This is a genomic window from Millisia brevis NBRC 105863 (assembly GCF_001552615.1).
GTDB classification, from domain to species: Bacteria; Actinomycetota; Actinomycetes; order Mycobacteriales; family Mycobacteriaceae; genus Millisia; species Millisia brevis.
Map to the genome: position 1 here is coordinate 247,220 of NZ_BCRN01000001.1, position 12,238 is coordinate 259,457.

General features: G+C 69.2%; 14 protein-coding genes. 7 read left to right on the top strand and 7 right to left on the bottom strand.

The annotated features are described in order from the left end of the window. Positions 1-44 precede the first annotated feature (44 nt). Together MB1_RS01110 and MB1_RS01115 are read left to right on the top strand one after the other, a co-directional pair. Positions 45-635, top strand: a complete 591-nt coding sequence (locus MB1_RS01110; protein ID WP_066903429.1) for an NADPH-dependent FMN reductase — start codon at positions 45-47, stop codon at positions 633-635. A 1-nt stretch (position 636) separates the two neighbouring features. Further along, positions 637-1,275, top strand: a complete 639-nt coding sequence (locus MB1_RS01115; protein WP_066902836.1) for an NUDIX hydrolase — start codon at positions 637-639, stop codon at positions 1,273-1,275. 4 nt (positions 1,276-1,279) lie between these two features. Here the strand turns inward: MB1_RS01115 and MB1_RS01120 are convergent, their stop codons facing one another. After that, positions 1,280-1,882, bottom strand: coding sequence for a TetR/AcrR family transcriptional regulator (locus MB1_RS01120; protein ID WP_066902838.1), 603 nt, complete (start codon positions 1,880-1,882; stop codon positions 1,280-1,282). Between the two features lie 62 nt (positions 1,883-1,944). Here MB1_RS01120 and MB1_RS01125 point away from each other — a divergent pair, with 62 nt between their 5' ends. Then, positions 1,945-2,394 carry a VOC family protein gene (locus MB1_RS01125; RefSeq protein WP_245649966.1) on the top strand — a complete coding sequence of 150 codons (450 nt, stop codon included), beginning with the start codon at positions 1,945-1,947 and terminating at the stop codon, positions 2,392-2,394. Between the two features lie 37 nt (positions 2,395-2,431). Next, the gene (locus tag MB1_RS01130; protein ID WP_066902840.1) at positions 2,432-3,373 is read left to right on the top strand and encodes an AEC family transporter; all 942 of its coding nucleotides are present in this window, start codon (positions 2,432-2,434) and stop codon (positions 3,371-3,373) included. A gap of 26 nt (positions 3,374-3,399) precedes the next feature. Here MB1_RS01130 and MB1_RS01135 read toward each other — a convergent pair whose 3' ends face one another. Both MB1_RS01135 and MB1_RS01140 read right to left on the bottom strand, forming a co-directional pair. Then, complete coding sequence (locus tag MB1_RS01135; RefSeq protein ID WP_245649967.1) at positions 3,400-3,924, bottom strand: AMIN-like domain-containing (lipo)protein; 525 nt, start codon at positions 3,922-3,924, stop codon at positions 3,400-3,402. Positions 3,925-4,167: 243 nt separating this feature from the next. Beyond that, on the bottom strand, positions 4,168-4,734 hold the full coding sequence (locus tag MB1_RS01140) for a sigma-70 family RNA polymerase sigma factor (protein ID WP_066902842.1): 567 nt from the start codon (positions 4,732-4,734) through the stop codon (positions 4,168-4,170). Positions 4,735-4,885: 151 nt separating this feature from the next. On the opposite strand from MB1_RS01140, the gene MB1_RS01145 reads away from it, so the two are divergent. Next, positions 4,886-5,629, top strand: a complete 744-nt coding sequence (locus MB1_RS01145) for a zf-HC2 domain-containing protein (RefSeq protein ID WP_066902844.1) — start codon at positions 4,886-4,888, stop codon at positions 5,627-5,629. A 41-nt stretch (positions 5,630-5,670) separates the two neighbouring features. On the opposite strand, the gene MB1_RS01150 is transcribed toward MB1_RS01145, so the two are convergent. The 3 genes from MB1_RS01150 to MB1_RS01160 form a co-directional block, all read right to left on the bottom strand. Further along, positions 5,671-7,125, bottom strand: coding sequence for a PepSY-associated TM helix domain-containing protein (locus MB1_RS01150; protein WP_066902846.1), 1,455 nt, complete (start codon positions 7,123-7,125; stop codon positions 5,671-5,673). Positions 7,126-7,270: 145 nt separating this feature from the next. Further along, positions 7,271-8,170: an SMP-30/gluconolactonase/LRE family protein gene (locus MB1_RS01155; protein WP_066902848.1), complete on the bottom strand. Its 900-nt coding sequence runs from the start codon at positions 8,168-8,170 to the stop codon at positions 7,271-7,273. A gap of 50 nt (positions 8,171-8,220) precedes the next feature. Beyond that, positions 8,221-8,832: a TetR/AcrR family transcriptional regulator gene (locus MB1_RS01160; RefSeq protein ID WP_066902850.1), complete on the bottom strand. Its 612-nt coding sequence runs from the start codon at positions 8,830-8,832 to the stop codon at positions 8,221-8,223. 84 nt (positions 8,833-8,916) lie between these two features. Between MB1_RS01160 and MB1_RS01165 the strand changes: the two genes are divergently transcribed. Both MB1_RS01165 and MB1_RS01170 read left to right on the top strand, forming a co-directional pair. Continuing rightward, positions 8,917-9,684, top strand: a complete 768-nt coding sequence (locus MB1_RS01165) for a hypothetical protein (protein ID WP_066902851.1) — start codon at positions 8,917-8,919, stop codon at positions 9,682-9,684. A gap of 232 nt (positions 9,685-9,916) precedes the next feature. After that, a complete protein-coding gene (locus MB1_RS01170; RefSeq protein WP_066903435.1) occupies positions 9,917-11,137 on the top strand; it encodes an MFS transporter in 1,221 nt (406 codons plus the stop codon). Positions 11,138-11,214: 77 nt separating this feature from the next. Here MB1_RS01170 and MB1_RS01175 read toward each other — a convergent pair whose 3' ends face one another. Next, positions 11,215-12,177: a DoxX family protein gene (locus tag MB1_RS01175; RefSeq protein ID WP_066902853.1), complete on the bottom strand. Its 963-nt coding sequence runs from the start codon at positions 12,175-12,177 to the stop codon at positions 11,215-11,217. Positions 12,178-12,238 lie beyond the last annotated feature (61 nt).

The window sequence follows — 12,238 nt, forward strand, 5'->3', positions numbered from 1 at the left end:
ATGTTCGTCCCCACAGGAGTGGTTGTGAAGGGTTGAATGTGGGCATGACAACCGCACAGCCCACGAAGATCGGAATCATCCTCGGCAGCACCCGCCCGGGACGCCGCGGCGAGGCCGTCGCCCACTGGATCGTCGAGCAGTCGGCCGGCTATCCCTCGGTCGTCGACGGTTCGGTGACCGTCGAATTGCTCGACGTGGCCGCCTTCGATCTGTCGCTGCTGTCGGAGCCCACGATCCCCGGCGCCGCCAACCGCAAATACGAGAATCCCGCGACGCGCACCTGGGGTGCGGCGATCGACGCGCTGGACGGTTTCATCTTCGTGACGCCGGAGTACAACCACAGCGTTCCCGCCGCGCTGAAGAACGCCTTCGACGTGATCTACCCCGAGTGGGGTCACAAAGCACTCGGCCTGGTGTCCTACGGCGCGGACGGCGGCGTGCGGGCGGTCGAGCACTGGCGGGCCATCGCGGCCAATGCTCATCTGATGGCGGTGCGCGGTCAGGTGAGCCTGGGGCTGTTCACCGACTGGGACGGCGACACCTTCACGCCGAGCGAGCGGCGGGACGGGGAACTGCGGAGCCTGTTCGATCACGTGGTCTCGGTCACCAACGCCCTGGCGCCGCTGCGGGCCTGAGATGTCCGAATCATCGGCGATCGAGGAGTTCGTCGATCGCACCCGGTCCCGGCTGGACGCCTTTCCGCGGCGCAGCCGGGATCTCGCGGGTCTGACGGCGGCGGCGGTCGCGATCGTGCTGCTCGAACCGCCCGACGGGCCGACCGTCGAATCGCCCGGCCCGCAGTACGTGATCACCCGACGCCCGGCCGGGATGCGCCGGCATTCGCGGCAGTGGGCGCTGCCGGGCGGGCGTCTCGACGGCGACGAGACGCCGGTCGAGGGGGCGCTGCGCGAACTCGGCGAAGAGGTCGGTGTGCACCGCGGCGAGAACGCGGTGCTCGGTCTGCTCGACGACTATCCGACCCGCTCGGGCTATGTGATCACCCCGGTGGTCGTCTGGGGCGGCCGCCAGGACGAGTTGATCCCGCAGCCGACCGAGGTGGCCGAGCTGTACCGGCTGCCGGTCGAATCGCTCGACGTCGAACCCGGCTTCGCGACGATCCCGCAGTCACCGTCGCCGGTGATCAGCCTGCCGTTGCTCGGCGGCCGGCTGCACGCGCCGACCGCCGCGCTGCTGTACCAGTTCCGCGAGGTGGTCCTGCACGGCCGAGCCACTCGCGTCGACCACTACGAGCAGCCGGTCTTCGCCTGGAAGTAGCCGGCTACCCCCGGCCGCCGGCGATCCGGTCGAGCAACCAGCGCAACGCCGCGGTCTGTTCGCCCGGATCGGCACCGGCGTCGATCGCCAGGGCCGCGCGGTCGAAGGCCGCCGATACCAACCCCGCCAGCGCGTCGACCGACACCGTGTCGGGCACCGTTCCCAGTTCCCGCAGACCCTCGACCAGGGTGGCCGCCGAGGTGGCCTCGTCGAGGGCACGCATCTCCTCCGGACCGAACGCCGCGGGCCCCTCGACCATCAACAGTCGGGTGCGGCCCGGCTGCGCCATCGCGTCGAGATAGGCGGCGGTGCCGGCCGCCAGCGCATCGGCCGGGCCCCCGTCCGGGTGGTCGGCCGCCCGGATGTCGTCGGCCACCCGACCGGCCTCGCGGTCGAGCAGCGCCCGGAAGAGATCCCGCTTGTCGGTGAAGTGGTGATACAGCGCGCCGCGGGTGGTGCCGGCGGCCGCGACGATCTCCGGCGTCGTCGTGTCGGCATATCCCCTGGTCACGAACAGATCCCTGGCCGCATCCAGCAGTGCTGCGCGGGTGGTTTCCGACCGCTGCCGGTTCGATCGGCGGGCGGGAGTGCGCTCTACCTCTTGCATACAGACAGACTGTACGTTAATTTCACATGCAGACAGTTTGTATGTAAATGAAGGAGATGACGATGCCACTCACCGACATGCAGGTCACCAGCTACTACCCGGTCCTGATGACCACCGACGTACCCGGAACGGCGACGTTCTGGCAGCAGCACTTCGGCTTCGTGTCGATGTTCACCGACACCTGGTACGTCCATCTGCAGCTCGACGGACACCCGGAGGTCAACCTCGCGGTCCTCGACCATGCCCATCCGACGGTTCCGGAATCCGCCCGCACGGCGATCACCGGCGGCCTGCTGATCAACTTCGAGGTCGCCGACGTCGACGCGGTGTACACGCGATTGGCGGCCGCCGGGCTGCCGATGCTGCTCGAACCGCGGGACGAGGACTTCGGCCAGCGGCACTTCATCACCCGCGACCCCAACGGCGTGCTGATCGACGTGATCACCCCGATCGCGCCGTCTGCGGAGTATGCCGAGCTCTACGACTCGGCGGCGCTGCCCGGCGACGGCTGAGGCCGCGCTCACCGAGCCGAGGTGCCAGGATCGTCGGGTGACGGCGGTGCTGGACGGCTTTGCGACCATCGGAGTGGTCGTGGCCGTCGGGTTCCTCCTGGCGCATCTGGGGCTGGTCGACGAGCGCGGTCAACGGGCCCTGTCGACGATCGCGTTCAATGTCGCCTCGCCGGCGTTGTTGCTGCGCATCATGCAGGAGACGTCCCCCGCCGCATTGCTGTCGGCCAATCTGTGGACCGCAGCGTTGAGCGCGTACGGGGCGATGGCGGTCTACGCGGTGATCGCCCATCGGCTCTGGCGGCCGCACCTACCGGCGGGCACCACGGTGATCGGTGCGTTGTGCGTCGGCTACGTCAACGCCGGCAATCTCGGCCTGCCGATCGCGTTCTACGTGCTCGGCGACGTCGCCCGGGCCGCACCGACCATGCTGATGCAGCTGCTGCTGATCGCCCCGCCGGCGATGGCACTGCTGCATTCGGCCACCCGCGAGGGCGGCAATCGACTGCGCACGGTGGTGCTCGGGGTGGTGACCAATCCGATCGTGCTCGGCTCGGTGATCGGCCTGCTGCTGTCGGTCTTCTCGGTCACCCTGCCGGGCGCGATCGCCGGCCCGCTCGATCTGCTCGGCGGGATGGCGGTGCCGGCGATGCTGATCGCCTTCGGTATCGCCCTGCGGCTCGGCCCCAAGCCGGCGGGCAATGGCAGCGCCCCGCACGTGTGGACGCTGGTGGCGATCAAGACGTTCGTCAACCCGTCACTGGCCCTCGGTCTGGGTCTGCTGTTCGGACTCGAGGGCATCGAGCTGTTCACCGTGGTGATCATGGCGGCGCTGCCGACCGCACAGAACGTCTTCATGTACGCCCACCGCTACGGTCGTGGTGAGCACCTGGCCCGCGATGCCATCCTGATCAGCACGTTCGCGTCGGTTCCGTCGATCGTGATCGTCTCGCTGGGATTCCACCTGCTCGGCATCGTCTGATCCACATCGTCCGACCGAACCGGTCCTCACCAGAAGTGGGCGACGTCGATCACCAATCGACTGCCGTCGCCGGGTCCCTCCAGCGTGAACACCCGAAATGGCAGCCGGGCGCGTACCCCGAGAGCGAAGGTGGTCTGCCCTTCGAAGGAACCGGCGAAGGCCAGTTGTCGGAAGGTGGGATGCCAGCGCAGGTCGGCCACCTCGTTCGGATCGGCGGGTGCCCACGTCGGCTGCCCGGTGTCCGGGTTGTATACCGGCGATCGGGCCACCACCTGCAGGGTCGCCCCGCCGCGCACCGGGACCGGCTCGCCGGAGCCCTCGCGATGCACCACGTCGACGTACCGGACGACGTACCCGTCCGGGGGCCCGGCCAGGTCGATCACCAGCCTGTCCGCGCATCCGTCCCAGCCGGTGCGCACATCGACGATGGTCGCGGCGCCGGCATCCGGCGCCTCCTTGGGCAACGATCCGGCCAGGGTGACCGCGCAACCGGGCTGGGCGAGCGCGGGGGCGGCGGCCGACAGCGGTCCACCGAGCAGGCCGATCGTCACCAGTCCCGCGACCCCGAAACGGGTTGCTTTCGATAAGGAATTATTCGTTCGGAATTGCATGATCGCTCCATTCGACATTCCGCCCCATCCTGCGATCGGATATCCGGGTGAAGCACCCGGGGAAATGTCTATCGAAGCGCTCGTACCAGGCGTTATCGACCAATTTCCCGCGTGCGAGATTCGTATGTTGATCGAATGACTATTCGACCGCGCGTCGAATAGTCGGCCGCGAACGGCGCACGCTTATGCGGAGTCGAAACGCCGGTCCTCGCCGCGTCGGGATCGGCCGAGCAGGTCCTCCCGCCCGCGGGCGACCCGCGAGCGCACCGTGCCGATCGGGCAGCCACATACCCGCGCCGCTTCCTCGTAGGTCATGCCCAGGATCCCGGTGAGCACCAGGGCCTCGCGACGATCGATATCGATGCCGTCGAGCAGGATGTTCAGTTCGACGATGTCCTCGAAACCGGCCCGATCACCGCGCGTGGCCCGCCGATCGGCGGCGGCCTCCCAGTCCACGCCGTCGGTCAGGCGCGGCCTGCGATAGGACCGGCGAATATGGTCGACGACCACCCGTCGAGCGATCGACAGCAGCCAGGTGCGGGCGCTGGATTGAGCGGCGAACCGCGCGAGCGCCGGGATGGCGCGCAGGTAGGTTTCCTGGGTCAGATCGTCGGCTTCGGACGGCGAGGCGAGGTGGGCGACGAAGCGCCATATATCCCGTTGGGAGCCGCGCACGAAGTCTTCGAGGGCACGCTGATCACCGGCCCCGGCGGCCAGAGCCAACTCGGTCAACGAGGCGTCGGTGGCCATCGTGGAACCTCATTTCCGAAGCGGGACTGTGGGCACGCCGGCGATCGCCGAGTCACCCTAGTGCACCCGGCGCGGCATACTCGCCCGGAGCCCGGCGCGCGCAATTCCGCCGGCCGGGAACTTCGATCGGAAGCGGAGCGACTGCTGGATCATGGACTGTGCGATAGCGCGCGAGTCCCTGTCGGCCAGGATCGACGGGGAGCGCGAACCGGTACCCGCGGAGCGGGTCGACGAGCACCTGGCCGGTTGCACCGACTGCTGCGCCTGGTATGCCGCCGCCGCGGAGTCCGCCCGGCGGCTGAGCGTCCGATCGGCCGTCCGCACCCCGGATCTGACCGCGGACATCCTGGCGGCGGCGGGCGCGGTCGCCCCACGGTCGAGGTGGCAGCGAGCGCGTCGATGGGTCCTGCGCGACCACCCGTTGCGGGCCGCGGTGCTGGTGCTCGGCAGCCTGCAGGTCCTGCTCGGGGTGGGCCAACTCCTCGGCATGACGTTCGCGATGACCGGACACGCCCACGGCGACATGGACACCACCGCCCACCTGTTCAACGAGACCACCGCGTGGTCGATCGCGGTCGGCATCGGCCTGATCGTGGTCGGCCTGCGCCCGAGCGCCACCACCGGCATCTTTCCGCTGCTGGCCACATTCGTCGGCATCCTGCTGGTCTTCGTGGCGGTGGACGGCGTCGCCGGCAATGTCACCCTGTCGCGGGCATCGAGCCATCTGGTGGTGCTCGTCGCGGTGGCCGTGGTCGGCGCGATCCACCTCCGCTACCGCGACCGGCCCGAGCCGCCGACCGGATCGGCGGTGCGAGCGACCGAGGTCGCCCCGCCCGACACCTCCTCCGGTCGCCGTCGTCGGCATGTACATCTGACCGACGATCCGGCGGCCTGAGCCGGCCGGGACACCCCCGGCCGGCGATCCGATACCGACCGTCATCGCGATTCGGTCGGCGAGGCGGTATCCGACTCGTCCGCCCGCGCGCGCAGCAGCCCGACCACCACATCCACCGCCACGAAGCCCGCCAGCGATATGCCCAGCAGCGGTACATACCACCCCACGATGGCCGCGACCAGGATCACGCCGATCGCGACCCCGACCGGCACCCGGGTGAGCGTGCCGCGGGCCGGCGGCGCACCGACGGCCCACCGCCCGGCCGATCGCGGCCGCCGCGACCACCACATCCGATAGCCCCGGATCACGACGGTGATCAGGCCGATCGCCACCAGCGCCAGGACGATCTGGTTGACCCATCCGAACAGGATGCCCATGTGGGTGTCGATCACCCAGTTGGTCATCTTGGCCATCAGCGGCCACGACGAGAAGTCGACCCGGTCGACCACCCGTCCGTCCGCCGGATCGACGGCGAGCGCGTCGTATCGGGTCGGCCAGCTGCGCTTGGCTTCCCGCACGGTCCAGGCCTGATCCTCGCCCGACGGCGGGATCAGCCGGATCGGCACCTGCAGACCCGCCTCGACCGCGGTCGTGAACACCCCGTCGATGCCCACACCCCGGGTGATCGCGGCATCGGAGGTCTCCGCCGCGGGTGCGCCGTGACCACCGTGCCCACCGGCTGCGGTCTCGTCCTGGCCGGACAGGGCCGTGGTCACGGTCGGAGAGGTCCAGTCGAGCGCGGTTCGCAGGTCGGAGATGCTCTCGCCGGCATATCGCGACCAGGTCAGACCGCTCGCCGAGAGCACCACCAGTCCCAGGACGATCCATACGCCGACGGCGCCGTGCCAGGACAACGTGCGCGCGCGGCCGGATCGGCGGCGATCGGGGAGCACGGCCGCGCGGGCCGCCCGGGTGCGACGTCGGACCATGCCCCACCACATGATCAGACCGCCGAGGGCGACCAGCCACAGCCAGCTCGCGGCCAGTTCGCTGTAGTGGCGACCCACCTCGCCCAGGTGCAGGTTGCGGTGCAGTTCGTCGATCCACGCGCGGACCGGTAGCCACTCCCCGTAGGTGGTCAGCGCACCGCGAACCTCGCCGGAGTAGGGGTCGACGAAGACCGTGCGGCCGTATCCGTCTGGGACGTCGTCGACGGCCAGCACCACCCGGGTGGTGCCGTCCTCGGTGCGCGGTGGCCGGACCTCGGTGATCGCCCCCTCCGGATGCGCCTGCCGGGCCGCGGCCACCTGGTCGGCGAGCGGAACGGTGTGCTCACCGATCTGCGCGACGGTGAGTTGCTCGCGGTGCACGAGTTGCTCGAGTTGCGGGGTGATCGTGTAGGGCAATCCGGTGATTGCCGCGATCAGGATGAACGGGCCGACGAGGATCCCCGCGTAGAAGTGCAGCCGCATCAACAACGCCCGGATCCCCGGCCAGAGGGGTGGGCGCGGGGACGAGGGACCGTCCGATACCCGGGATTCCGCAACGTCCGACATCAAAGGCCCCTTCGAGTGACTCGAGGTAGCCGGCTGAGGCCGCGACACCGCGGCTGCTACCCCACGTAGTCAGTCGTCGTCGGCAGGGGCGCTTCGGTTCCCGCGCGATCGGAATCGGTGCGTGCGGATTCGGGTGGCCGGCTCGTCAGGGGCGTCCGGCGTGCGGGACGTCGACGATCGTGGTGTAGAGCACCGCCTCGCGGGTGTCCTTGCGGTTGTGCTCGAAGAAGTCCGGCGCGGAGCAGAGCAGCAGGGTGCGGCCGTCGGGTCCGCCGAGTTGGCAGGCGTAGATGCCCGCGCCGGTCGGCACCCGGACCTCGTCGACGATCTCGCCGCCCGGCGCGACGCGGACCGCCCGATTGCCCAGCGCGTCCGCGGCCCAGATATGTCCCTCGGCGTCGAGGGTGCAGCCGTCCGGGGCGACCGCGATCTGCCCGAGCACCTCCTCGAAGGTGGCGCCTTCCGGTTGGGGCGCAAATTCGGCGACCACGCGGCGACCGGAGAGAGTTCCGTCCGCGGCAAGATCGAAGGCGGTATATCGGTTGCCCAGGGTCTCGCCGACGGTCAACGTCGCGCCGTCCGGGCTGATCACCATGCCGTTCGGGAAGAACAGATCCTTGGCGACGACGGCGACCGAGCCGTCCGGGTCGACGCGGATCAGCGACGCCAACTCCGGCGCACCGCCGCCCATGAGGTCGAATCCGAAATTGCCGACGAAGATGTGGTCGTTGGCGTCGACGACCAGGTCGTTGAGGTGGCCGCCGCAATGAGCCGAGACGTCCGCCAGTTCGGTCAGCTCGCCGTCCGCCCAGCGCAGGATCTTCCGGTCACGCATCGAGACGACCACCAGCGTTCCGTCGGCGAGCCAGCCGAGGCCGGAGGGCTGCTGGTCGACGGTGAACAGGACCGTCTCGACGCCGTTGTCGTCGTAGGTCGCCACCTGCCGACGGTAGAAGTCCGAGGCCCACCACCGACCGTCGTGCCACCGCGGACCCTCGAAGAAGGCGCCGCCCTGGAAGAAGACTCGAACATCCCGCTCGCTCATGTCGGGATGCTAAGCATCCGAACCATTTTCCCGTGGCGTAATCGCGAGGACTACCTCTCGGCAGCCGAAGAGGCGGCGAGGAAGCGGTCGACGATGTCCAGATAGATCGGCCCCTCGGAGTCGGCGGTGAACGACGGGTCGCTCGCCATGCGGGAGATGAACCCGTCCATCAGCACGAGCAGCCAGTCGACGATCCGCTCGACCACCAGGTCGTCGCGGATCAGTCCGGCCGTGCGGGCGCGGGCGACCAGGGGACGCAGACCGTCCCGTTGGGCCGCGTCGTCGCGTTCGAGCGCGGCGGCGACCTCGGGATCCCCCATCACCGCGCCGACGGCGTTGACGAACCCGGCCAGGCGGGGTTCGCGCAGTTCATCGGCGGTATGCGCGGCCCACGCCCGAATGACCGTCGACGGGTCGGCGTCCGGCTCGCGAGCGGCGAACCAGTCGATGACCTCGGACGTTCCGAGGTCGAGGATCGCCAGCAGGGCTGCGGATTTGGTGGGGAAGTAGTGAAAGAAGGTGCCCGACCCGATCCCGGCCCGCGCGCAGATCGCGGCGGTAGTGGTGCGTTCGTATCCGGCGTTTGCGAACTCGGTCACCGCCGCGTCGATGATCATCAACCGGCGGGCGGCGTGCCGTTCCGGGTCCACCGTGCGTGCCATCGTCTCGTCACCGATCCTTTTGTTGGAGCTACTGCTCCGTTATATTAGCAGAGTGACTACTCGGATTTACCGATCGGGCCGACCGTGAGCGCCCCGGAGGCGTGGCGTCTGACGTCGAACGGCCGGGCGCACGAGGTCACCATCACCGACCGGGGCCTCGGACGACGGGTGGCGTGGACCGTCGACGGAGTGCCGGTGGGCGATCGCTGGACGATGGACGACTACCTGGTGCTCGTCGCCGAGGGGTACGGAGCCGTCGGACTGCACGCATCGACCCTCGGGCGCATCCGCCGGGTCAGTTGGTTCGACGTCGAATCCGAGGCCGCCGCCCGCGCGGCCAATCGGGTCCCCCTGTCCGGGAAGGACTTCGATCCCGAGCCGGGTTCGGCGGCGGCGCGTCGGATCGAGTGGATGCGCGCCCACCCCCGGCTGCATACCGCACGCAGCGCCGCGACCGCAGCGGCCGGGGTGCTGTTCGGCATCCTGATGGTCTCGCTGCTCGCGCAGGTGATTTTCCGCATTCCGTGGCCGGACTGGCGGCTGCCCACCATCGCGTGGCCGGACTGGCAGCTGCCGAACATCCCGTGGCCGAGCATTCCGCTACCCGACTGGAACCTGCCCGACTGGGATCTGCCGCCCTGGTTGGCCACGATCGCCTCGGCCCTGAAGTACGTGGTCCCGGTCCTGATCGCCGCCGGTATCGCCTACGCGGAAGCCCGCCGACGACGTCACCAGTCGACATACGGCAACCAGCCGGAGCCGGAGCCGGAGCCGGAGCCGGAGCCGGAGCCGGAGCCGGAGCCGGAGCCGGAGCCGGAGCCGGAGCCGGAGCCGGAGCCGCGAGACCGGTAGCAGCCCCCCCCCCCCCGGGAATCTCCCCGCCACGTGATCCACGTCTCACCAATTGATTAGCAAGGCTAACTATCTATATTCTGAGTCGGTTCCCATCGGAACCACACGCATTCGGGAGGCACTCGTGGCGAGCACATCGTCCGACTCATCGACACCCTCGGGTTCACCGACACCACAGGGTGTGTCCACACCCTCGGGCACGTCGCAGCGTTCCGCGACCGCGCCGCCGAGCATGTGGCATCAGCCACGAGCGGTCTACGCCGTCGCCTTCGCCTGCGTCATCGCGTTCATGGGCATCGGCCTCGTCGACCCGATCCTCGCGCCGATCGCCGAGAAGCTCGACGCCTCACCGTCACAGGTCTCCCTGCTGTTCACCAGCTATATGGCGGTGATGGCGGTCGCGATGCTCTTCACCGGATGGGTATCGAGCCGCCTGGGCGCCAAGCGAACCCTGTTGGTCGGGTTGGCGATCATCATCGTCGGCTCCGCCCTCGCCGGGTCCGCCGGTTCGATCACCGCGATCATCGGGTGGCGCGGCCTGTGGGGGCTGGGCAATGCGCTGTTCATCGCCACCGCGCTGGCGACGATCGTCGCCTCGGCGCGCGGCTCGGTCGCGCAGGCCATCATCCTGTACGAGGCGGCTCTGGGCCTCGGTATCGCGGTCGGCCCGCTGGTCGGCGGCGCGTTGGGCAGCATCTCCTGGCGCGGACCATTTTTCGGCGTCTCGGTACTGATGGCGATCGCGCTGGTGGTCACGATCCTGTTCCTGCCGGCCGGCGAGCGGACGACCACACCCGAACCGTTGACCGCACCCCTGCGGGCGCTGCGACATCCCGGGCTGGCGAGCATCGGCGTTACGGCATTGCTCTACAACTTCGGGTTCTTCACGCTGCTGGCCTTCACCCCGTTCGTCCTGCACATGGGCGCGGTCGCGGTCGGGCTGATCTTCTGCGGCTGGGGTCTGGCGCTGGCGGTGACGTCGGTAGCCGTGGCGCCAGTTCTGCAGCGACGCTTCGGGACCGTACCGTCGATGATCGGGGCACTGCTCTGCTTCGCGGGTGTCCTGGTGGTGATGGCGGTGTTCACCGACAACCGCGCAGTGCTGGTCGCCTGCGTCGTGATCGCCGGAATCTTCCTCGGCATCAACAACACCCTGGTCACCGAGGTGGTCATGAAGGTCGCACCGGTGCCGCGCCCGGTGGCCTCCGCCTCCTACAGTTTCGTGCGCTTCGGTGGCGGCGCGGTCGCCCCGTGGCTGGCCGGCAAGCTCGGTGAATCGATCAGCCCGCACCTGCCGTTCTGGGTCGGTGCCGGTGCGGTGATCCTGGGCGCCCTGCTGCTGGTGGTTGCCCGTCGCCTCTTCGCCGCGGTCGATGTCGAGGATGCCGCCGGCCACGACTTCGAGCCGGACACCGTTCGCGGCGCACAGGAACTCACCGTCGCCGACTCCTGATCACCCGTCCCTCGATCCCCGGGGTGCCGCCATAGGGGGCACCCCGGGTATCGCTGTCGAGTGGGCCGGAGTTCGGTTCAGACGGAGGCGCGGCTGCGCACCTCGTCTGCAGCGTGCTCGATGTTCTCGCGGGCGGTGTGGGCCGCGGCCCGCACGTCCTTGCGGAACTGCTTGGCCGCCTTCTTCGCCCGGCGCCGGTCCTTGCGGCTGACCACATCGTCGAAACGGTCGGATACCGCGGACAGGGCGTCGTCGATCGAATCGCTCGGCCAGGCGTCCTTGGCCCGCTCGGCCGCATCCTCGACCGATGCCGCCGAGGTCTCCGCCACGGAGCGCAGCTGCTTGCCGGCCGACTTCGCGGCCTTCTTCAGCGCTTTCTTGTCGGCGCGACTGCTCGCCGACTCGACCCGGTCGACCAGGGTCGCCGCAGCAGCACCGACCGCCTCGCTGGGGAACTTGTCGCGGGCGCGTTCGGTAGCGGACTCGAGAGAGTCAACCACCTGCACGGCGGCGTTGCCCACGGCCTCCGACGGGAAGGCATCGAGGGCACGTTCGGCTGCGGCCTCGAGGGAACCGACGACATTGCTCGCGGTTTCTCCGATCGCCAGCGTCGGCGTCGGGGTACCGGAGATCTGGTCGCCGAGCTTGCGGGCCGCGCGGCGGGCACGCCAACCGACCGACGGCTTGCCCTCGGTGTCGACCGATGCGAGCAACAGCCCGCCGAGCAGGCTGACGTTCTTGACGAACTGCACCTGCTGCGCCTGCCGCTGCGCCGGGTCCTCGAAATCCCAGAAACGGTGCGCGGCCAGGGTCGTGGGCACCAGGCTGCCGGCGAGAGCCAGGGCGGCGATACGCGGGAAACGACCCACTGCCAACGCGGTACCCGCGGCTACCTTGACCGCCCCGTCGATCTGTACGACGGTCGCGGTGTTCACCGATTTGCCGAACAGCGGTGTCACAACGGATTCGGCCACGTCCTGCTTGTTGGCCGGATTCAGAATCTCGTCGAGCCCCCCGGTGATAAAGATCGAAGCCAACATCGGGCGGGCAATCCTGCGTACGAGCACGGATTTGCCTCCTTATCTTCCTCGCTGTCGAACG

What these genes read in the sequence shown, in the direction of transcription:
- MB1_RS01110 (WP_066903429.1), top strand. Translation starts at nt 45, where the DNA reads ATGACAACCGCACAGCCCACGAAGATCGGAATCATCCTCGGCAGCACC.
- MB1_RS01115 (WP_066902836.1), top strand. Translation starts at nt 637, where the DNA reads ATGTCCGAATCATCGGCGATCGAGGAGTTCGTCGATCGCACCCGGTCC.
- MB1_RS01120 (WP_066902838.1), bottom strand. Translation starts at nt 1,882, where the DNA reads ATGCAAGAGGTAGAGCGCACTCCCGCCCGCCGATCGAACCGGCAGCGG.
- MB1_RS01125 (WP_245649966.1), top strand. Translation starts at nt 1,945, where the DNA reads ATGCCACTCACCGACATGCAGGTCACCAGCTACTACCCGGTCCTGATG.
- MB1_RS01140 (WP_066902842.1), bottom strand. Translation starts at nt 4,734, where the DNA reads ATGGCCACCGACGCCTCGTTGACCGAGTTGGCTCTGGCCGCCGGGGCC.
- MB1_RS01145 (WP_066902844.1), top strand. Translation starts at nt 4,886, where the DNA reads ATGGACTGTGCGATAGCGCGCGAGTCCCTGTCGGCCAGGATCGACGGG.
- MB1_RS01150 (WP_066902846.1), bottom strand. Translation starts at nt 7,125, where the DNA reads ATGTCGGACGTTGCGGAATCCCGGGTATCGGACGGTCCCTCGTCCCCG.
- MB1_RS01155 (WP_066902848.1), bottom strand. Translation starts at nt 8,170, where the DNA reads ATGAGCGAGCGGGATGTTCGAGTCTTCTTCCAGGGCGGCGCCTTCTTC.
- MB1_RS01160 (WP_066902850.1), bottom strand. Translation starts at nt 8,832, where the DNA reads ATGGCACGCACGGTGGACCCGGAACGGCACGCCGCCCGCCGGTTGATG.
- MB1_RS01170 (WP_066903435.1), top strand. Translation starts at nt 9,917, where the DNA reads ATGTGGCATCAGCCACGAGCGGTCTACGCCGTCGCCTTCGCCTGCGTC.
- MB1_RS01175 (WP_066902853.1), bottom strand. Translation starts at nt 12,177, where the DNA reads ATGTTGGCTTCGATCTTTATCACCGGGGGGCTCGACGAGATTCTGAAT.